Origin of the sequence: Flavobacterium indicum GPTSA100-9 = DSM 17447 (assembly GCF_000455605.1) — a bacterium.
GTDB classification, from domain to species: domain Bacteria; phylum Bacteroidota; class Bacteroidia; order Flavobacteriales; family Flavobacteriaceae; genus Flavobacterium; species Flavobacterium indicum.
In genome coordinates, this window is the sequence record NC_017025.1 from 869,868 (window position 1) to 891,182 (window position 21,315).

At 32.4% G+C, this 21,315-nt stretch carries 20 protein-coding genes, 2 tRNA genes and 2 rRNA genes; 10 read left to right on the forward strand and 14 right to left on the reverse strand.

What is annotated here, in order from left to right:
• The first annotated feature begins 88 nt into the window (after positions 1–88).
• The 4 genes from KQS_RS03850 (at position 89) to rrf (ending at position 3,579) form a co-directional block, all read left to right on the forward strand.
• A tRNA-Ile gene (locus KQS_RS03850) sits at positions 89–162 on the forward strand.
• 90 nt (positions 163–252) lie between these two features.
• Positions 253–329: transfer RNA gene (locus tag KQS_RS03855), tRNA-Ala, on the forward strand.
• Between the two features lie 122 nt (positions 330–451).
• Positions 452–3,329: ribosomal RNA gene (locus KQS_RS03860) — 23S ribosomal RNA — on the forward strand.
• A gap of 140 nt (positions 3,330–3,469) precedes the next feature.
• Positions 3,470–3,579: ribosomal RNA gene (rrf, locus tag KQS_RS03865) — 5S ribosomal RNA — on the forward strand.
• 781 nt (positions 3,580–4,360) lie between these two features.
• On the opposite strand, the gene KQS_RS03870 is transcribed toward rrf, so the two are convergent.
• A complete protein-coding gene (locus KQS_RS03870) occupies positions 4,361–4,732 on the reverse strand; it encodes a PUR family DNA/RNA-binding protein (RefSeq protein ID WP_014387901.1) in 372 nt (123 codons plus the stop codon).
• A gap of 70 nt (positions 4,733–4,802) precedes the next feature.
• Positions 4,803–6,563 carry an ABC transporter ATP-binding protein gene (locus tag KQS_RS03875; RefSeq protein WP_014387902.1) on the reverse strand — a complete coding sequence of 587 codons (1,761 nt, stop codon included), beginning with the start codon at positions 6,561–6,563 and terminating at the stop codon, positions 4,803–4,805.
• A gap of 176 nt (positions 6,564–6,739) precedes the next feature.
• Between KQS_RS03875 and KQS_RS03880 the strand changes: the two genes are divergently transcribed.
• The 4 genes from KQS_RS03880 to yajC all read left to right on the forward strand — a co-directional run bounded on the left by KQS_RS03880 (position 6,740) and on the right by yajC (position 9,606).
• Positions 6,740–7,846, forward strand: a complete 1,107-nt coding sequence (locus tag KQS_RS03880; RefSeq protein ID WP_014387903.1) for a Glu/Leu/Phe/Val family dehydrogenase — start codon at positions 6,740–6,742, stop codon at positions 7,844–7,846.
• Positions 7,847–7,927: 81 nt separating this feature from the next.
• The gene (gene nusB / locus KQS_RS03885) at positions 7,928–8,869 is read left to right on the forward strand and encodes a transcription antitermination factor NusB (protein ID WP_014387904.1); all 942 of its coding nucleotides are present in this window, start codon (positions 7,928–7,930) and stop codon (positions 8,867–8,869) included.
• 11 nt (positions 8,870–8,880) lie between these two features.
• Positions 8,881–9,327: a DUF1573 domain-containing protein gene (locus KQS_RS03890; RefSeq protein WP_014387905.1), complete on the forward strand. Its 447-nt coding sequence runs from the start codon at positions 8,881–8,883 to the stop codon at positions 9,325–9,327.
• A gap of 3 nt (positions 9,328–9,330) precedes the next feature.
• On the forward strand, positions 9,331–9,606 hold the full coding sequence (gene yajC, locus KQS_RS03895; RefSeq protein WP_014387906.1) for a preprotein translocase subunit YajC: 276 nt from the start codon (positions 9,331–9,333) through the stop codon (positions 9,604–9,606).
• Positions 9,607–9,713: 107 nt separating this feature from the next.
• Here the strand turns inward: yajC and KQS_RS03900 are convergent, their stop codons facing one another.
• The 7 genes from KQS_RS03900 to ruvX all read right to left on the reverse strand — a co-directional run bounded on the left by KQS_RS03900 (position 9,714) and on the right by ruvX (position 15,491).
• A complete protein-coding gene (locus KQS_RS03900) occupies positions 9,714–10,415 on the reverse strand; it encodes a hypothetical protein (RefSeq protein WP_014387907.1) in 702 nt (233 codons plus the stop codon).
• A 269-nt stretch (positions 10,416–10,684) separates the two neighbouring features.
• Positions 10,685–11,350: a response regulator gene (locus KQS_RS03905; protein ID WP_014387908.1), complete on the reverse strand. Its 666-nt coding sequence runs from the start codon at positions 11,348–11,350 to the stop codon at positions 10,685–10,687.
• Between the two features lie 144 nt (positions 11,351–11,494).
• Entirely contained in the window at positions 11,495–12,733 is a 1,239-nt protein-coding gene (pepT, locus tag KQS_RS03910) for a peptidase T (RefSeq protein WP_014387909.1), read from the reverse strand.
• A 91-nt stretch (positions 12,734–12,824) separates the two neighbouring features.
• The gene (locus KQS_RS03915; protein WP_014387910.1) at positions 12,825–13,712 is read right to left on the reverse strand and encodes a hypothetical protein; all 888 of its coding nucleotides are present in this window, start codon (positions 13,710–13,712) and stop codon (positions 12,825–12,827) included.
• Between the two features lie 220 nt (positions 13,713–13,932).
• Positions 13,933–14,361: a DUF5606 family protein gene (locus tag KQS_RS03920; protein ID WP_014387911.1), complete on the reverse strand. Its 429-nt coding sequence runs from the start codon at positions 14,359–14,361 to the stop codon at positions 13,933–13,935.
• 80 nt (positions 14,362–14,441) lie between these two features.
• On the reverse strand, positions 14,442–15,029 hold the full coding sequence (gene def, locus KQS_RS03925) for a peptide deformylase (protein WP_014387912.1): 588 nt from the start codon (positions 15,027–15,029) through the stop codon (positions 14,442–14,444).
• A gap of 45 nt (positions 15,030–15,074) precedes the next feature.
• A complete protein-coding gene (ruvX, locus tag KQS_RS03930; protein ID WP_014387913.1) occupies positions 15,075–15,491 on the reverse strand; it encodes a Holliday junction resolvase RuvX in 417 nt (138 codons plus the stop codon).
• Positions 15,492–15,566: 75 nt separating this feature from the next.
• On the opposite strand from ruvX, the gene KQS_RS03935 reads away from it, so the two are divergent.
• The gene (locus KQS_RS03935; RefSeq protein ID WP_014387914.1) at positions 15,567–16,019 is read left to right on the forward strand and encodes a hypothetical protein; all 453 of its coding nucleotides are present in this window, start codon (positions 15,567–15,569) and stop codon (positions 16,017–16,019) included.
• Positions 16,020–16,030: 11 nt separating this feature from the next.
• Here KQS_RS03935 and KQS_RS03940 read toward each other — a convergent pair whose 3' ends face one another.
• The 3 genes from KQS_RS03940 to yidD form a co-directional block, all read right to left on the reverse strand.
• Positions 16,031–16,879: a dienelactone hydrolase family protein gene (locus tag KQS_RS03940; RefSeq protein ID WP_014387915.1), complete on the reverse strand. Its 849-nt coding sequence runs from the start codon at positions 16,877–16,879 to the stop codon at positions 16,031–16,033.
• A gap of 133 nt (positions 16,880–17,012) precedes the next feature.
• Positions 17,013–17,939, reverse strand: a complete 927-nt coding sequence (gene lgt, locus KQS_RS03945; protein ID WP_014387916.1) for a prolipoprotein diacylglyceryl transferase — start codon at positions 17,937–17,939, stop codon at positions 17,013–17,015.
• Between the two features lie 28 nt (positions 17,940–17,967).
• A complete protein-coding gene (gene yidD, locus KQS_RS03950; RefSeq protein ID WP_014387917.1) occupies positions 17,968–18,195 on the reverse strand; it encodes a membrane protein insertion efficiency factor YidD in 228 nt (75 codons plus the stop codon).
• A 152-nt stretch (positions 18,196–18,347) separates the two neighbouring features.
• Here yidD and KQS_RS03955 point away from each other — a divergent pair, with 152 nt between their 5' ends.
• On the forward strand, positions 18,348–18,965 hold the full coding sequence (locus tag KQS_RS03955) for a hypothetical protein (RefSeq protein ID WP_014387918.1): 618 nt from the start codon (positions 18,348–18,350) through the stop codon (positions 18,963–18,965).
• 141 nt (positions 18,966–19,106) lie between these two features.
• On the opposite strand, the gene cysS is transcribed toward KQS_RS03955, so the two are convergent.
• Together cysS and folE are read right to left on the reverse strand one after the other, a co-directional pair.
• Positions 19,107–20,588 (reverse strand): cysteine--tRNA ligase, encoded by a 1,482-nt coding sequence (gene cysS / locus KQS_RS03960; RefSeq protein WP_014387919.1) that lies wholly within the window; start codon positions 20,586–20,588, stop codon positions 19,107–19,109.
• A 45-nt stretch (positions 20,589–20,633) separates the two neighbouring features.
• Positions 20,634–21,305 (reverse strand): GTP cyclohydrolase I FolE, encoded by a 672-nt coding sequence (folE, locus tag KQS_RS03965; protein ID WP_014387920.1) that lies wholly within the window; start codon positions 21,303–21,305, stop codon positions 20,634–20,636.
• Between the last annotated feature and the right edge of the window lie 10 nt (positions 21,306–21,315).

Consider the following 21,315-nt stretch of genomic DNA (forward strand, 5'->3'; position numbering starts at 1 on the left):
AGAGACATAAGATATAGGTGTTAGGTTAAAAAGTAAAAAGATAGAGTATTACTCTTGCTGTTAGTTCAAAAAATTAGGTTAAATACAGAGTCTCGTAGCTCAGCTGGTTAGAGTACTACACTGATAATGTAGGGGTCGGCAGTTCGAGTCTGCCCGGGACTACTCATTTAACTAAAAAAAAGGAAATTCTAGAGGTAAGCTAACCGTTAAAGTTACTGTTAACTGATAACTGTTAACTGATACTACGAAAACGGGGGATTAGCTCAGCTGGCTAGAGCGCCTGCCTTGCACGCAGGAGGTCATCGGTTCGACTCCGATATTCTCCACCAAATAATTGATAATTATTAATTGATAATTATTAATTAATTAAAGTTCATTGACATATTGAGATAATATACAAACAAGTAGAAAGACACAGTTTTACTTAGTAATAAGTAAGACCAAAAGAAAACAATAAGCAAAATAAGGGCGTATGGGGGATGCCTAGGCTCTCAGAGGCGATGAAGGACGTGATAAGCTGCGATAAGTTGCGGGGATCGGCACATACGAATTGATCCGCAAATTTCCGAATGGGGCAACCCACTATGTTGAAGACATAGTACACCGATAGGTGAGCGAACCCGCTGAACTGAAACATCTAAGTAGGCGGAGGAAAAGAAAACAAAAGTGATTGCGTGAGTAGTGGCGAGCGAAAGCGCATTAGCCCAAACCAGAGTTGTTACGGCAATTCTGGGGTTGTAGGACCACGAGATTTGATGCTAACAGAACTAGAATAACCTGGAAAGGTTAACGATACAAGGTGATAGTCCTGTATAGGTAATGGAAGTTATTGATAGTGGTATCCTGAGTAGGGCGGGGCACGTGAAACCCTGTCTGAATCTGCCGGGACCATCCGGTAAGGCTAAATACTCCTGAGAGACCGATAGTGAACCAGTACTGTGAAGGAAAGGTGAAAAGAACCGTGAATAACGGAGTGAAATAGATCCTGAAACCATACGCTTACAAGCGGTCGGAGTTCGCCCAGGCGAATGACGGCGTGCCTTTTGCATAATGAGCCTACGAGTTACCGTTGCTGGCGAGGATAAGTGTTTAAGACATGGATCCGTAGCGAAAGCGAGTCTGAATAGGGCGCTATAGTCAGTAATGGTAGACGCGAAACCGTGTGATCTACCCATGGGCAGGATGAAGCTGTGGTAACACATAGTGGAGGTCCGAACCGGTTGACGTTGAAAAGTCTTCGGATGACCTGTGGGTAGGGGTGAAAGGCCAATCAAACTCGGAAATAGCTCGTACTCCCCGAAATGCCTTTAGGGGCAGCGTGTAGTTAAGTTTATTAGAGGTAGAGCTACTGATTGGATGCGGGGGCTTCACCGCCTACCAATTCCTGACAAACTCCGAATGCTAATAAATGTTTCTATACAGTGAGGGCATGGGTGCTAAGGTCCATGTCCGAGAGGGAAAGAACCCAGACCATCAGCTAAGGTCCCCAAATGTATGCTAAGTTGAAAAAACGAGGTTTGACTGCCCAGACAGCTAGGATGTTGGCTTGGAAGCAGCCATTCATTTAAAGAGTGCGTAACAGCTCACTAGTCGAGCGGTCGAGCATGGATAATAATCGGGCATAAGTATACTACCGAAGCTATGGATTGATAGTAATATCAGTGGTAGGGGAGCATTCTAACAGGGTTGAAGGTGTAGCGTGAGCTATGCTGGACTGGTTAGAAAAGCAAATGTAGGCATAAGTAACGATAATGCGGGCGAGAAACCCGCACACCGAAAAACTAAGGTTTCCTCAGCTATGCTAATCAGCTGAGGGTTAGTCGGGTCCTAAGGCATATCCGAAAGGAGCAGTCGATGGCCAACGGGTTAATATTCCCGTACTACTGTTAATTGTGATGGGGTGACGGAGTGATGAAAGTACCGCGAACTGACGGAATAGTTCGTTAAAGCACCTAGCTATAGGCTCTATAGGCAAATCCGTAGAGTTTGGTGAAATGCGATAGTACACGGAGGCTTCGGCTGAAGTGATAGTGTACCTAAGGGCTTCCAAGAAAAACCTCTAAACTTAGATTAACAGTACCCGTACCGTAAACCGACACAGGTAGTTGAGGAGAGAATCCTAAGGTGCTCGAGAGATTCATGGCTAAGGAATTAGGCAAAATAGACCTGTAACTTCGGGAGAAAGGTCGCCAGCGCAAGCTGGCCGCAGTGAAGAGGTCCAGGCGACTGTTTATCAAAAACACAGGGCTCTGCAAAATCGTAAGATGAAGTATAGGGCCTGACACCTGCCCGGTGCTGGAAGGTTAAGAGGAGATGTTATCTTCGGAGAAGCATTGAATTGAAGCCCCAGTAAACGGCGGCCGTAACTATAACGGTCCTAAGGTAGCGAAATTCCTTGTCGGGTAAGTTCCGACCTGCACGAATGGTGTAACGATCTGGACACTGTCTCAGCCATGAGCTCGGTGAAATTGTAGTATCGGTGAAGATGCCGATTACCCGCAGTGGGACGAAAAGACCCTGTGCACCTTTACTATAGCTTAGTATTGACCTTGGACACGTGATGTGTAGGATAGGTGGGAGACTATGAAGGGGCTTCGCTAGGAGTTCTGGAGTCATTGTTGAAATACCACCCTTTGCTTGTCTGAGGCCTAACCCCGCAGTGCGGGGGACATTGCTTGGTGGGTAGTTTGACTGGGGTGGTCGCCTCCAAAAGAGTAACGGAGGCTTCTAAAGGTTCCCTCAGCACGCTTGGTAACCGTGCGTAGAGTGCAATGGCATAAGGGAGCTTGACTGAGAGACATACAGGTCGATCAGGTACGAAAGTAGAGCATAGTGATCCGGTGGTTCCGCATGGAAGGGCCATCGCTCAAAGGATAAAAGGTACGCCGGGGATAACAGGCTGATCTCCCCCAAGAGCTCATATCGACGGGGGGGTTTGGCACCTCGATGTCGGCTCGTCACATCCTGGGGCTGGAGAAGGTCCCAAGGGTTGGGCTGTTCGCCCATTAAAGTGGCACGCGAGCTGGGTTCAGAACGTCGTGAGACAGTTCGGTCTCTATCTACTGTGGGCGTTAGAAATTTGAGTGGATCTGACTCTAGTACGAGAGGACCGAGTTGGACGAACCTCTAGTGTATCAGTTGTCTCGCCAGGGGCACTGCTGAGTAGCTACGTTCGGAAGGGATAAGCGCTGAAAGCATATAAGCGCGAAACCCACCACAAGATGAGATTTCTTTTAAGGGTCGTGGAAGATGACCACGTTGATAGGCTATAGGTGTAAAGGCAGTAATGTCATAGCCGAGTAGTACTAATAACCCGTAAGCTTATTGTACGTCTTGCTCCGAGCAATCGGAGCAAGCAACTTCTTTTACTAGTGTGACTATTATCTCAATATGTTAAAATATTTGTTTCGTTCGTAGTAACGAGACTGTTATGATTAACAAAAGTAATTGATTAAACATAACAAAACATTAAGGTGGTTATTGCGTCGGGGCTCACCTCTTCCCTTTCCGAACAGAGAAGTTAAGCCCGACTGCGCCAATGGTACTGCATTACTGTGGGAGAGTAGGTCGCCGCCTTCTTTAATCCAGACAAAAACTATATGTTTTTCGTCTGGATTTTTTTTTGTATCAATCTCAATTTTTTAGAATACGAACAAATACATTAAAGCTAAAGGTCTTGTAGCATAAATCTTCAAGGCATGCTCTTTTGTGTTGTCAAATGTCAATGGTACTGTCTCGTCTCAAAGGACGAGATGGGAGAGTAGTTCGCCGCCTTCTTTAATCCAGACAAAAACTATATGTTTTTCGTCTGGATTTTTTTTGGATCAATCTCAATTTTTTAGAATACGAACAAATACATTAAAGCTAAAACTCTTGTAGCATAAATCTTCAAGGCATGCTCTTTTGTGTTGTCAAATGTCAATGGTACTGTCTCGTCTCAAAGGACGAGATGGGAGAGTAGGTCGCCGCCTTCTTTAAGAGAGAACATTCTTTCAAGTGTGACCTCTTTTTTTTTTTTTTGTATCAATCTCAATCTTTTTAAATACTAACAAATACAATAGCGTAAAAGCTCTAGTAGCATAAATCTTCAAGGCATGCTCCTTGTATTGTCAAATGTCTCGTCTCAAATAACGAGACACCTTCTTTAAGAGATAATTCTTTCAAGTGTGACTTTATTTGTTATATACCTCAAATACCCTAATCAAAAAGGGGTAAATATCCTATAGATATACTCATTACAGCCTAGGTGAAACACCAATACCACACACAACGAAAAACGGAACCAAATTACCCTAAGGCTGCTGCATAAAAAAAGCCTGAACAGGGTTCAAGCTTATGGTTTTTATTATTGTATTTTTTATTAAATATCGTCGAAATCAACGTCCGTAAAACTATTAGTAGATCTAGTTTCTTCTGTTCTTTCTGTAAATACTTCTTTTTTGAAATCTTTTTGATGTCTTTCAGAGATAACTTCTTCTCCCTTTTGATTAATAACATAATCTGTCATTTCATCTAAAATTTCTTTGAAAGATGCAAAATCTTCTTTGTATAAGTAAATTTTGTGTTTTTTGAAGTGGTATGAACCGTCCTCTTCTGTGAATTTTTTACTTTCTGTAATTGTGATGTAATAATCATCAGCTTTAGTAGCTCTAACATCGAAGAAATAAGTTCTTCTTCCTGCTCTTAATACCTTAGAAAAAATATCTTTTTCTAACATTTCTTTGTCATTCATAATCCTTCTTACAATTTTTGTTTGGGTTAACACACCAAAAATGATAAAAAAAAAATTATTAAACAATATTTTAGGCAATTTCTTTTTCAGAAAGTTGTTTTAAAAACAATTCTTTATAGTAACCTTCTTTGTTTATTAGTTCATTATGAGTTCCTTGTTGTATTATATTGCCTTCATCAAGAATTATTATTTGATCTGCATTTTTGGCAGAAGAAGCCCTATGTGTTACAATTATAGTAGTTTTATTTTTAAATATATTTTTGAAATTTGAAAGGATTTTTTCTTCAGTTTCCGTATCAACAGCACTTAAGCAATCATCTAATAATAAAATTGGAGCTTGTTTAAGTATTGCTCTCGCAATTGATATTCTTTGTTTTTGACCACCTGATAATGTAATTCCTCTTTCACCAAGCATTGTTTCATATTTATTAGTGAAATTAGCAATGTTTTCGTGTACGGATGCTATTTTAGCAACTTCTATTATTTCTTCATCTAAGGCATTACTTTTTCCGAATAGTATATTGTTTTTAATTGTATCAGAAAATAAAAATGGATCTTGGGGTACAATGCTGATGTTATTTCTTAGATGAACTAATTCAATTGATTTGATGGTGTTGTTGTCAATTGTAATTTCACCTGATTCAATATCATGTATTCGGGTTATTAAATTTAATATGGTTGATTTGCCAGAACCTGTTTTGCCTAAAATTGCTAATGTTTTACCAGAATCTATTTTAAAATTTATATTTTTTAACGCTTGAATATTTGTGTCTTCATAAGTATAACTTACATTTTTAAATTCAATTTGCCCCTTAATTGATGAAGTAATGCTTCCTTCATTTTTAATTTCTGGTTTTTCTTTTAAAAATTCATTTATTCTTTTTTGTGAAGCCTCTGCTTCTTGAACCAATGAGGATACCCAACCAAATGAAGCTACTGGCCACACTAACATTCCTATATAAAGTAAAAATTGTGCAATAACTCCTAAATCTTTTATTTCTTCATTGATATACATTTTTCCTCCAACAAGGATGACTATCAAGTAACTTAATCCAATAAGAAATACCATCAACGGGCCAAATAGTGCATTCGTTTTTGATAAGGCTAAGTTTTTTGTTTTACTATCGTTAGATAAAGTTTTAAACTCTTCATTTCTTTTTTGTTCTAACGCATAGGCTTTTATTACTCGTATTCCCGAAAAGAATTCTTGAGTAAATGAAGATAATTTTGATAAATTCTGTTGGTAATTTGTACTTTTTTTGTTGATTTCTTTACTTAATATGAAAATGCTGTACGAAAGTATTGGTAAAGGTGCTAATGAGTATAAAGTTAGTTTCCAATTGATACTGGACATACTTATGATTATTGCAGCAAATCGAATAATTGTATTAATGGTGTACATTACTGCGGGGCCTACATACATTCTTACTTTTCCAACATCTTCACTAATGCGGTTCATTAAGTCGCCAGTTCTATTTTTTTTGTAAAAATTTTGCGAAAGAGCTTCATAATGTAAAAAAATCTCGTTTTTTAAATCAAATTCTACAAAGCGTGACATCACAATTAAGGTTTGTCGCATTAAAAAGGTGAGGAATCCTGCAATTAAAGTACACAAGATTATTAAACCTATGTTTTTTAGTAAATTAGATTTAAGATAATCGCTGTTTTGGCCATTCGATTTTATGAAAATTTCTATAGTTTTTATTGAATTTCCAACTAACTCTGGAGTAAAAAGTGAAAAGATTTGTGCTACTATAGTAATAATGATTCCTAGTAAAAATCGATATTTATATTTTAGAAAATATTTATTTAAATATTGTAATTCTTTCATTTAATTTTATAAAATAGAGAGTTAATTAATTTTTATTTTGTAAAAATCCTAAAAAAATTTATTTAATGCAAAATTAAAGTGTTAGAGAATTATTAAAAATAACTTAAAAAATAGAGAATAATTAAAAATTATGTATATTTTTGTCTCTAATCATTGAAAAAAAATCAAAATTACCCATGACAGCAGATATAGTAAAACCAAGTGAACTACACAAAGTAGATCCGGTATTTGGTCAAATTTCTTTTGACGGACATGAGCAAGTAGTTTTTTGTTACGACAAAGATACAGGTTTAAAAGCAATTATTGGTGTTCATAATACAGTTCTTGGACCAGCATTAGGAGGAACAAGGATGTGGAATTATACAAACGAATGGGAAGCATTAAATGATGTGTTACGTTTGTCTAGAGGAATGACCTATAAAAATTCTATTTCTGGTTTAAATTTAGGTGGAGGTAAAGCCGTAATTATTGGAGATGCTAAAACACAAAAAACAGATGAATTGATGACAAGATTTGGTCAATTTGTTGATTCATTATCTGGAAAGTATATCACTGCAGAAGATGTAGGTATGGAAACTAGAGACATGGATATTGTTAATAATGTAACAAAACATGTTGCGGGTATCTCGGTAGAAAGAGGTGGTTCTGGTAATCCTTCTCCTGTGACTGCTTATGGTGTGTTTATGGGGATGAAAGCGGCTGCAAAATACAAATTTGGCTCAGATAATTTAGAAGGTAAAAAAGTTTTAGTTCAAGGAACTGGACATGTGGGTGAGTCTTTAGTTAAACATTTAACAGAAAGTGGCGCTTTAGTTACTATTTCTGATATTAATGAAGCTAGATTACATGAAGTAGGTTCTAAATATGGCGCTAAAATTTATACAGGTGATGATTTATATAGCTTAGATGTCGATATTTATGCTCCTTGTGCTTTAGGTGCAACTATTAATGATGATACTGTAAATAAAATTCAAGCAAAAGTTATTGCTGGTGCAGCTAATAATCAGTTGGCTAATGAAGTAATACACGGTAAATTATTAAAAGAAAGAGGTATTTTATATGCTCCTGATTTTTTAATTAATGCTGGTGGTGTTATTAATGTGTATTCTGAGATTGCACATTTAACTAAAGCTCAGGTTATGGAAAAAACTGAAAATATTTATAATACGGCATTAGAAATATTTGATTTTGCTGAAAAAAATGCGATCACTACTCATCAAGCTGCATTTTCTATTGCACAACAAAGAATTGATGATAGAAAAAAAGAATTACAAAACGGCTAATTCTTTTCAATAAAAAATTGTAATTTTGTCCCGTTGAATGTTTTATTCAACGGGATTAATTTTAAAAATAAGTTCTTAGTCATGCTTAACAGAAGACATTTTAGAGTAAAAGTGATGCAAACAATTTATGCAATGCATCAACATCAAACCGACTCATTAGATCAACAAGAAAAATTCTTAATGCAAAGTATCGATAATGCACAAGATTTGTATCTATTGGTTTTATCAATTTTTGAAGAATTAAAAATCAAAGAACAAGAGTATTTAGATAGAGTTGCGAAAAAGCATTTGGCTACACCTCAAGAACGAAATCCAAATTTGAAATTTATCAATAATCAGTTTTTTAAAATTTTAGAAAAACATGATCAATTCCATGATAAATTAGAATTCAGAAAAATTAACAATTGGAAATTAAATGATGATACTATTTTGTTTCTTTTAGATGCTATAAAAGAATCGGAAGTTTATACAAAATATATGTCTACTCCATCTTCAACTTTTGAAGATGATATTTATTTTATTTCAGATTTGTTTACACAAGTAATTGCTCCTAATGATAAATTGTATGATTATCTTGAAGATTATAAAATTACCTGGGTAGACGATATTCCTGTAATAAACACTTTAATCAGTAAACAAATTAAGTCTTTAAAATCAATTGATAGTTCTATAGATTTGCCTCGTGTATTTAAAGATGAAGATGATAAAGAATTTGTTCGAAATTTATTTAGAAAAACAGTTTTAAATGAATTGGAATTTGCAAAAGAATATGAAAATAAAACCCCTAATTGGGATACTGAAAGAATTGCTGAAATAGATACTATAATTCTAAAAATGGCAATATGTGAATTATTGAAATTTCCATCGGTTCCAGTTAAAGTAACTTTAAATGAATATTTAGAAATAGCAAAAGAATATTCTACTCCAAAAAGTAGTATCTTTATCAATGGAATTTTAGATAATTTGGTTAAAGAATTCCAAGCAAATGATAAAATAAAAAAATCAGGTAGAGGTTTATTATAATTTATATTAAAATGAGAAAATTAGCCACTTTTTTAATTTTAAGTACATTTTTTATGGGTTGTAAAAAATCAAATAGTGAAATGACTATTGATCAAGACCCGCAGATTATTGAGAAAAGACAAAAAGAATTAAGTGAAAAATCAACAACAGTTTCATTTGATAAAATGGAACATGATTTTGGTGAAATAAACCAAGGTGAAATTGTTGAAACTGAATTTATAATGAAAAATACAGGTAATAATGATTTATATGTAATTGATGCGCACGGTTCATGTGGATGTACTGTACCAGAAGTTACAAAGGAAGCAATTAAGCCTGGAGAATCTACACCAATTAAAGTTAAATTTGACTCTAACGGGAAGAATGGAATTGTACAAAAATCTATCAATATTAGATGTAATACAGATAATTTGGTTGAAGTAGTAAAAATTAAAGCGAATATTAAAACAAACAAATAAACTATGAAAGACGGAATGATATTTATTCAATTAGGTTTAATGATAGCAGTTTTTTATTTCCTAATCATTATGCCTCAAAGAAAAAGAATTAAGCAAGAAAAAACTTTTGAAGCAAATTTAAAAGTTGGAGATAAAGTTATTACTAAAGCTGGAATTCACGGAAAAATTGCAGAAATAGCTGAAACAACAATAGTTTTAGAAACTATGTCTGGAAAAATTAAAATGGAAAAAAATGCAATTGCAGCTGATTTGACAATTAAATTAAATGAAAAAAAATAATATTTTTATTGTCAACAAATAAAAACAAAAAAAACAGCTTATTAGCTGTTTTTTTGTTTTTATCTAGATTTCAGTTAATTGTTTTGAGATTCTTGAACATATTAGATTTAAAAAGATTCTGCTATTATAACAAAGTTTTTATCCGATAATGTTGGACCATTCACATAGAATGTAACTCTGTAAAACTTATTGGCTGTAACATCTACAATCATTGTTGTTGATAATTCACCTAATAATAAGGGGGTTCCTAATGCTGTTAAATTTTGAAAAACATTATAGTTTCCCGTTGTAAATGTCAGTGAATAATCTAAAAATGTTGTTACACTTGGATCTAATTGTTTACAAGTTCCTGAATAAATAGTTTTATTAGCTGCATTTGCTAAGCAAACTTGAGGTCGTGTACTGCCCAATATCCCTGTAGAAAATCTAAATGTAAGGTCATCAATAGTAATTGTTTTGGAGCTATCACCAGCAGAAGCTGTATATATAATTTTGGCAATACTAGATCCGTTAGTTGCATTTTTTGTTGAAATTGTACTCCAAATTGGGGCTAGGTTTGTTCCTGTATTTATTTCTAAATTGTTGGATGTGGTATTGAAAATAACAGCACTTTTTGGCGTCATAGTGGAAACAAGAGCATCTCTTTCAGTTTGATTCATTCTAGGAGGGACCAAACCTCCTGTAGTAGAAACAATATCTAATGCTCCTTCTGGAGAGGTAGTACTAATACCTACTTGCGCATTTGTTATTTGAAAAATAACGCTTGTGAAAATTAATAGTAATGTTCTTTTAGTAATTAAATTTTTCATACGTATTTATGATTTAGATTTCTATAATGTAAATTTAGATTCATTGTATCATAAATAATTACTATATATAAATGTACTTTTTACGGCATAATAAAAAAAAAAGAGGCTATGATATACATAACCTCTTCTTTACCACAAAAAAACCTACTACTCTAAAATATTGTAAGAACGTGGGTAAATGTTTTTTAGAATGTAGTGTAAATAACTAGGTCAAAGTTAATTTAGTATTTGCTAAGTTATTTACTATAATTTTTAAAAAAAATTACGGTTTAAATTAATTTTAGTTTTTTTAATTCGGTTATTAATTCTTTATCCGAACCGTTATCCTGTAAAAAATAATTTTTAATTGCCGCTTTTCTTTTAACAATGGTACTTGATGAGACATTTAACAGTTCAGGAATTTTATTGCTTTTTATACCGGTTAAAATAAATTTTATAATTTGCAAATCAGTGAAATCCAAATTAAAATTAATTTCCATAATTTTTTTGATGGAACTATTTATGGTTGAACTGAAATAGTTTTGTCCTTTTTCTATTTTTTTAAATATTGTAATAAAGTTTTTATAATCAATATCACTTTTTGCAATTATAGCTTCAGGCTTGCAACTTGATAATAATCTATGAATATCCAAAGGAGAGGAAGACATGGATAAGATTATAATTTTACAATTGGTAAAATATTTTCTAATCAAATTTGCAATATCAACGCCGTCATATAAATTTTGCTTTTCAAAACAGGGTAAATTCAAATCTATTATTGCAAAATCAATTTTTTTTGATTTATTCATCTCTATTGTAAAGTAAGCTTCTTCACAATTATTTGCTATAATAAAATTGTTTAATGTATTGTTGTCAATTGTTGATATTAAATTTATATATCCATCAACAAGTATTGGATGGTCTTCAACAATAAAAATAGTTTTATCCTCTAACATAGTTCAATATGTAAATAAAAAAATTGAATATAAATTTCGCTTCAGTTATTTACACTCTGCTAAAGTAAGAAAATATTTCTTTATTTAAGGTAATTTAGCATTTTATTAATAAAAAAAGCATCCAATTTGGATGCTCTTTATTTGTTATTTTAATGCGGTTAACTCAGCTATCCTGATAATCACATCAATAGCTTTTTGCATACTTTCAACAGGGACATATTCATATTTGCCATGGAAATTATGGCCTCCTGCAAAAATGTTTGGACAAGGAAGTCCCATGAAGGATAATCTAGAACCATCAGTACCACCTCTAATTGGTTTGATTAATGGTTTAATACCTAAATCTAACATGGCTTGTTCAGCAATTTTTACAATATGCATTACGGGTTCAATTTTTTCTCGCATATTGTAATATTGATCTTTTATTTCTAAAATAGCTATATCTTCTCCAAATTGCTTTTTGTATTTTTTATTAAATTTAGCAATAACTTCCTCTACATATTTTTTTCTTGCATTAAATTTTTTACGGTTGTGATCGCGTATAATTAATTCTACTTTAGTGTCTTCAATACTTCCAGAAATACCAGTAACATGATAAAATCCTTCATAGCCACGAGTTGTTTCTGGAGTTTCGTCTTTTGGTAATTTAGAGATAAATTTATTTGCAAGAAGCATTGAATTAATCATTTTTCCTTTTGCATAACCAGGATGTACACTTTTTCCTTTAAATGTTATTTTAACTCCAGCAGCATTGAAATTTTCATATTCTAATTCTCCAATCTGACTTCCGTCCATAGTATAAGCCCAATCAGCACCAAATTTTTCAACATCAAAATGATCAGCACCTCTTCCAATTTCTTCATCTGGAGTGAAACAAACTTTAATGGCACCATGTTTAATTTCTGGATGTTGCACCAAATATTCCATTGCTGTCATAATTTCGGTAATTCCAGCCTTATCATCTGCACCTAAAAGTGTTGTGCCGTCTGTTGTAATAAGTGTTTGACCTTTGTATAAAAGTAAATCTTTAAAATAAGAAGGTGATAAGATAATGTTTTTTTCTTTGTTTAGAATAATATCATTACCATCATAATTTTTAACGATTTGAGGTTTTACATTTGCTCCTGTAAAATCTGGAGTAGTATCGAAATGGGAAACAAAGCCAATCGTAGGAACATCATGCTTTACGTTGCTTGGAAGTGTTCCCATTACATAAGATTTATCATCAATGGATACATCTGTTAGGCCAATTTGTTTTAATTCTTCAGCTAGTTTGTTAGCTAAATTCCATTGTTTAGCTGTACTTGGAGTTGTTGTTGAGTTGGGATCAGATTCTGTGTCGATAGTAACATAACTAATAAATCTGTCTATTATATGTTGCATAGTTTTAAATTTTAGCTATGCAAATATAGTGAAAGTCTTTTGTTGCAAATAGTAATTCTAAAATCAATAAAGTTATTAATGGGAATAAATTTTAGTCGGTGTTTTTGAAATTATATGTAATGGTACCTATTTGTTTGTCTGCAGCGGTATCGCTAGCTTGCCATTTTGTTTTCAATGCATACTGACGTGCTAATGCTATAAGACAAGCATCGGCTTTTGTTCCTTTGCCATTTGAGGCGCTAATAGTATTTCCTGCTTTATCAACTATTACTTCTATTACAACTTTTCCAAATGAGTTACATGAATTGCCTACCTCTGGTATTCTTGCAGGTCTTCTTCCAGCTAAATTATAACTTGCACCTCCGCCAGAACCACTACCACTTCCTGATCCGTTACCGCTTCCATTTCCAGTACCATTTCCGGTACCGTTTCCGCCACCAGTTCCGCCACCAGAACCCCCATTGCCATAATAGCTATTTGAGTTTAAATCGCCATTTGATTTTCCTTTGTTTCCGCCCACATTGTCATCACCATCACCACCTTTGTTTTTGCCCTTAAGCATGTTAGTTAGCGCAGAATTTGTTTTTTTTACTGGTGTAGTATTTTCTACAGGTTTTGTGTCTTTGGGTTTGTTTTTTGTTGTTATGTTTGTTTTAGGCGGCGTTTTTACTTCCGCACCTACATTATCTTGCGTTAAAATTTCATCGGGTACATTTTCTTCTGGTGTAGCTTTGGAAGTTTCTTGCATTTTTACTTCCAGTGTTTCACTTAAGTAATCGTCTCCTTTACCTAAATCACTATCGCCAAAATTAACTGTAGCACCGCCACCACCGCCACCTTTTGCAATTAAAGCTTCAGTTTTTCCATAAGGTGGCCAAAATCGAATAAAGAACATTATTGCAATTATTGTCATATAAATGAATAATGCAATTGCAATTGATTTTTTTTCGTTGTTTTTATTTTCGTTTTGTACTTTCATGGATATTGTTTTCAACGAATAAATGTATAAAATATTGTTTGATTAAAAAAATACTAACAAGAATTAAGCCGAAATTATATGATTTATGAAATAAGAATGTCAAGTATAGCCGGGATAGGAGCAAGTACCTTGTACTGTGGATAGCCCGTGGAGATGTGTTATGAAAATATATTGTGTGCTCCTAGTAAAAAAAAATCCCGATAGGTATCGGGACTTGTATTTATTCTGCTGCTGGAGCTTCTTCTTTTGGTTCTGCAGATAATGCCTCAACCGTTACATAACCCTTAGGTTGAAGTAAATTGTACCAGTTTACTATTTTTTTAATGTCTGAAGTATAAACTCGGTCTTCATCAAATTCGGGTAAAATTTCTCTAAAATAGTCTCTTAATGCTGCATCACTTTCTTTATGAGATAACGCTAATCCATCATTTTCTTTAGTTGCGATAGCTTTGAAAACCTCTGCTAAACGTACTTCTTCTGTGTAAGTATAAACTGCAATTTCTGATAATAAACTAACGTTACTTCTCATTCCCACTGTTACTTTTTTTCCATCAACTAATGATTCAGCAACAAATCCTGTACGTGTTTGAATTTTTAATTCAAATAAACCTGGTTTCCCAGATATAGCTAATATTTTTTGAAAGCTCATTGTGTTTTTTATTTTTTAGGTTGGCAAATATATTTTTTTATATGTAATATGCAAAAGTAATTTTTTAAAATAGTGCTAAATTATTTAATTTTGAGATTAGCAAATTTCATTTTATAATCAGGTCTAGCTTTTCCTTCCATAATATTTTGTAATTTTTTTCCAATCATTTTTTTTCTTAATGCAGATAAGTGATCGGTAAATAAAACACCTTCAATATGGTCGTATTCATGTTGAATTACTCTGGCAATCAGACCGTCAAATACTTCGGTTTTCTTTTCAAAATTTTCATCGAAATATTCAATAGTAATTTTTTCATGACGAAAAACATCTTCACGAACATCTGGAATACTTAAACAACCTTCATTAAATCCCCAAATTTCACCTTCTTCTTTAACAATTGTAGCATTAATAAAAGTTCTTCTAAAATCTTTTAATTGTTCTGCTTCTTCTTTAGAAACTTCATCGCTATCTGCAAATGGAGTAGTGTCAACAATAAATAATCGTATTGCTAATCCTACTTGGGGTGCAGCCAAGCCAACACCACAGGCATGATACATTGTGTCATACATATTTGCGATAGTTTCTTTAAGGTTTGGGTATTCTGGAGTAATTTCTTCTCCAATTTTTCTCAATACCGCTTCACCATATCCATATATTTGTAAAATCATATTCTTTCATTTTGAAAGTGCAAAAATATGAATTTTACTTGTTTTTTAAGGTATATTTCTGTTTAAAAAATCTTGTAATATAATTGTTGCAGCAATCTCATCAATAAGTGCTTTGTTTTGGCGCTGTTTTTTCTTTAAGCCACTATCAATCATAGTTTGAAATGCCATTTTTGAGGTAAAACGTTCATCTACTTTTACCAAAGGTAAATTAGGGAATTTGTTTTGAAAATTTTCACAAAACTTTTCAATATATATAGCACTTTCCGATGGTGAACCATCCATTTGTTTTGGTTCCCCAATAATTACTTTGTCTACTTTTTCTTTCGAAAAATAGTTGGTTAAGAAATCAAATATGACTGGCGTTTCAATTGTAGTTAAACCACTTGCAATAATTTGCATTTCATCAGTAACCGCAATTCCTGTTCTTTTTTGGCCGTAGTCAATAGATAGTATTCTTCCCATATTTTTAAAATAGTAAGCAAAAATACAATTTTACATCATTTAAATCGTTATATAATTCACTTAATCTTATCTTTTATGAGAAAAATTCACTATTTATTCCTAATGTTTTTTATAGTGCTTTCCTGTAATAAAAATCAAATCTACCATTCATTTGAAAATTTACCAGAAGATAAACGATGGCTTTGTTCTTTGGTTCAAAAACATGAATTTACTATTGAGGAAGAAGCTAATTATAGTGTTTATTTAAATATTAGTAATGTTTTTGGAACTGAAATGAAAACATTTCCAATTGAATTAGAAATTACAAAACCTAATGGATCGATTGAAAAAGCTACTATTGCTGTCGATTTATCAGTAGCTGATTGTATTGGGGATATTTGTGATGTAAAATTTCCAATTAGAGAAAATCTTAAATTAGAAAAAGGTGTTTACAAAATACAATTTATCCCCAAATCAACTTATGGATTTGTACCTAATATTATAGGAGTTGGTTTAACAGTGGAAAAAGCGCAATTAGTAAAGGAGTAAAAAGAAAACTTTTATTTTATTTTAAATTTTCCTTTTAAATATTCAATTGCCATTTTGTTCGCTTCTGAAGCATCTTTTTCGTTATATTTTGGATTACTTGGATTTGCAAAAGCATGTTCAGATTCGAAAATTTTATAATTTAAAATTTTATTTGCAATTTTCATATTAGCAGCAAATTCTTCAATAATTTCTTTTGAAATCCAATTCTCAGTTGCAAATAATCCGAGCACATCACAATTTAAATTTTTTAATTTTTCTACATCTTTAACAGGCATTCCATAATACATAACAGCACCTATGGCTTGTTTTTTACTCATAATGGCTGATTTTAAAGACCATCCACCACCAAAACACCATCCAATAGAAGCTATTTTTGCTTTTTTACCCACAAATGAAAGTGCTCCTGACACTATAGTTTCTAATCTTCTTTCATCAGTACCTTGCATGTATTTTGCAGCATCTTCTGATTTTGTAGCTACTTTTCCATCATACATGTCAATTGCCAAAACATTAACTTTGCCTTTTAATTCATTATAAAAAACATCACTTTGTTTTTTAATATGATCATTTAATCCCCACCATTCTTGGTAAACAAATAACCAATCATTTGTTTTTTTGTTGGCCATTATTACATAACCATTGGCTGTTTTTCCATCAGAAGTTGGGAAAGTAATCATTTTGCCTCCAACTGAACTTTCATGAATATAAAAATTAGGATTGGCATGAGAAGCAATAAATTTTTGATCTGAAGTAAAACTAGACATGTTCCCATCGTTTGATGAAAAGGCAAGTTGACAACATGATTGTGAATAAATAGTGCTTAATGATAAAAGCGATACTAGTAGTAAAATCTTTTTCATAACAATTTTTTTTTCTTTTTCGATCACGAATTTAAATCAATTACAATTGTAAATACAGCGTTTAATAAAGTAAAAATTTATGGTTCAATAAGTATAATTGATTAAAAAAACCTGCACTATGCAGGTTTTTCAATTAATTTTTTTTTGGTTTTTGTGATTGGTAAATAAAATAAAAACCTAAGATAATGAATGGTATACTTAACCATTGACCAGTAGACAATGCGTTAAACAGTGGATATTCTTCAAATCCGCCTTGACTTTCTTTAACAAACTCTACACCAAATCGTATTGACCATAATAATACTAAAAATAAACCAAATAACAAACCTGATTTGTTTCTAGCATCTGTTTTCCAATATAAATACATAAGTATAATAAAAACAGGTACATATAATATTGCTTCATATAATTGTGCAGGATACCTATACGGAATTGTATCTAAAATGTTTTTAAACTGTACATCTTTTTCTATTGCATTATAAGCTTGTGCAGCATCTTGAATATTTGTTGCTTTTATTACTTCTCTTGTACCTAACCAATCTTCTCCTTTGATGAATTTCATCGCTAAAAAACTATCTGCTGATGTTGGTTTGCCAAATATTTCAGAGTTAAAAAAATTTCCTAGACGAATGAAAATTGCTCCAAATGAAACTGGAATAACAATTCTATCTAAAATCCAAAGTAAAGGTCTTTTTAAAACTTTTTCTTTGATGTAATACATAGTAATGATGATTGCAATTGCAGCACCATGACTGGCTAATCCACTAAATCCAGTAAAATGAATTCCATTTTGTGTACTTATTGGTAATAATATGCTTAAAGGATCTTGAGTGAATAATTCGGATTGATAAAATAGAACATGTCCTAATCGGGCACCAAGCATCGTTGCAACTATAGTATAAACAAATAGTTTGTCTAGTTTTTCTATTGATTCATTTTCTCTAATGAAAATGTACTTCATAATGTACCATCCGAAAGCAAAAGCTGCTACCCATGTAAGGCTATAAAAACGAATCATGAAAAAACCTAAATCAATTCCTTCTGTTGGATTCCAAATCATATTTTATATTTTATAATTAATTAAAAATTTAGGGTACAGGGTTATAACCGCTTTTTCCCCAAGGATGACAGCTAACAATTCTTTTAATCGCAAGCCATCCGCCTTTAATTAAGCCATGTTTTTCTAATGCTTGAATGGAATAAGTTGAACAAGTAGGTTCAAATCTACAAGCGGCAGGAGTCAAAGGCGAAATCACTAATTGATAAAACCGAATTAGTAGTTTAAAAGGGAAAATAGCTATTTTTTTTAAAAGCATTTATTGCTGACTTTTTGGCAAATATAGGTATAAAAAGGTTAAAATAAAGTGAAATTTTAAGGTTAAAATAAATTTTAAACTATGATATAAATCAGTTTTTATTGACTAATGCCAACCTAAATTTGTCCTGTTAATTTAAAACAAACAGAAAAATGAAAAAATTATTATTATTAGCTGGTATTGCATTATTTAGTTTAACATCAAATGCACAAGAAGAGAATAAAGGTTTAGAAGGAACTTGGTGGGCTGCAGGTCAATTGTCTTTTGGTTCAAATGATAATGGTACTGTAAAAACTACATCTAATGCTATTATTCCAGTAGTTGGTTATTTTGTTGCTCCAACAACAACTATAGGTTTAGGTGTTGGTGTTATTAATGGAAAAGAAGAAACAACTTTAGCAGGAACTACTACTACAACAGGAGAGACTTCTGCTTTCATTATTCAGCCTTTAGTTAGAAAATATTGGGGAATTGGAGGTAAATTTTTCTTATTCGGTCAAGCTTCATTACCTATGACTTTTGGAAAAGATAAAATATCTGATGACAAAACAACTTCAATAGGAGTAGACTTAGCGCCAGGTTTTGACTTTATTGTTAATAAATGGATGACAGTTGAAACATCTTTCTCATTAGTTAATTTTACTACTAGTACAATTGATCCAAATGTAGGTGATAAAACTACTAACGTAAGCTTTAATGCTAATCCATTTGATTTAACAGGATCTAGAAGTGTAGGTGGATTAAGAGTAGGTGTAAAATTCTTATTCTAAGTAAAATATAAAAGTAAATTAATAAGAGCAGATTAAATTTCACTTAAGTGTAAATGTTTACTCAAGTTCTAGTTTAATTTTTGGTTAGGAAAAAGCCACTCTGTAAGGAGTGGCTTTTTATTTTATAAGAATAAATTATTTTTAATAGTTAAAGGTTGTACCTTCTTTACCATCTTTTAATTGAATACCAAGTGCTGCAAGATTGTCTCTAATTTCATCTGATAAAGACCAATTTTTATTTGCTCTGGCTTCATTTCTCATTTGAATTAACATTTCTAATACGGCATCAAGTTTATTTGCGTTTTGACTACTTTCTTTCTTAGAAGCTAATCCTAAAACATCAAAAGTAAAATTGTGAATAGTTTTGGAAAAAACTGCTAAATCTTCGGCTGTTAATGTTTCTTTTTTATCATTAATTAAATTGATGATACGCACAGCTTCAAATAATTGTGCAATTAAAATAGTCGTATTAAAATCATCATTCATTGCGTCATAACAAGTTTTTTTCCATTCCGGAACATTGAATGTAGAATTTTGACTTGGTTGTAAATTAGGTAATAATTCAATGGCTTCCATTAATCTATTATATCCTTTTTCACTTGCTATTAAAGCATCATTTGAAATGTCGAGTACGCCTCTATAATGTGCTTGTAAAAAACAAAAACGAATTACTGAAGGATGAAATTCTTTTTCAAAAATTGAATTAGTACCTTCGATTAATTCCATTGGTAAAACAAAATTCCCTGTAGATTTACTCATTCGAAGACCATTCATGGTAAGCATGTTAGCGTGCATCCAATAATTTACAGGGCTTTCATGATTGCAGCCTTTGCCTTGTGCTACTTCACATTCGTGATGAGGAAATTTTAAATCTAATCCTCCTCCATGAATGTCAAATTTTTCACCTAGATATTTGGTACTCATTGCGGTACATTCTAAGTGCCAGCCAGGAAATCCTTCTCCCCAAGGAGAATTCCATCTCATTATATGTTCGGGAGATGCTTTTTTCCATAAGGCAAAATCTTGCGGATTTTTCTTTTCGTTTTGACCGTCAAGATCTCTTGTATTGGCAAATAATTCATCAATATTTCTATTGCTCAATTCGCCATAATTTAATCCACGTTTATTGTATTCAAAAACATTAAAATATACAGAGCCATTGCTTTCATAAGCTAATCCGTTTTCAATTAGTTTTTGAGTCAGTTCAATTTGTTCAACTATGTGTCCAGTTGCTGTGGGTTCAATTGTAGGTGGAAATGCATTGAAAAGTTCCATTACTTTATGAAAATATACTGTATACTTTTGTACAATTTCCATAGGTTCTAACTTTTCTAATCTTGATTGTTTTACAAATCGATCGTTATTAACATCTCCATCGTCTGTTAAATGTCCAGCATCTGTTATGTTTCTTACATACCTAACTTTGTAACCTAAATGGTTTAAGTATCTAAATACCATATCGAAAGATAAAAATGTTCGAACATTACCTAAATGAACATAACTGTAAACCGTTGGCCCACAAACATACATTCCAACTTTTCCATCATGAATTGGTTTAAAAACTTCTTTTTCTCCTGAAAGTGAATTGTATATTTTTAATTGATGTTGCTTATAAAGTTCCATTGGTATAATTTACTTTGATAGGTGTTTAATTTTGTATGTAAATGTTTAAAATTGTGTATCTAATTTTATATAATCTAAGAATTCTCTTCTTACTTTTTCATCTTTGAATTTGCCGCCAAATTCTGATGTTACTGTACTGCTTTCAATGTCTCTAATTCCTCTTGAATTAACACACAAGTGTTTGGCATCAATAACACATGCTACATCTTCAGTATTTAAAACGCTTTGTAACTCTTTTACAATTTGAATTGTTAGTCTTTCTTGTACTTGAGGTCTTTTTGCATAATAATCTACAATTCTATTCATTTTAGAAAGTCCAACAACAGAACCATTAGAAATATAGGCTACATGTGCTCTTCCAACAATAGGTAATAGGTGATGCTCACAAGTAGAATATACAACAATGTTTTTTTCAACTAACATTTCTCCATACTTATACTTATTGTCAAAAGTAGAAGAACTAGGTTTTTTATTAGGGTTTAATCCTCCAAAAATTTCTTTAACAAACATTTTAGCAACTCTGTTAGGTGTTCCTTTTAGACTATCATCTGTTAAGTCCATGCCTAAAGTTGTTAAAATATTTTCTACATCTTTTTTTATAGATTCAATTTTTTCCTCGTCAGAAATATTGAAAGCATCAGCTCTTAGTGGAGTTTCAGCGTTAGTGGCAATATGATTATCGCCCATTTCATCTAAAATTTCGTTATTAATGCTCATCTTTTATTTT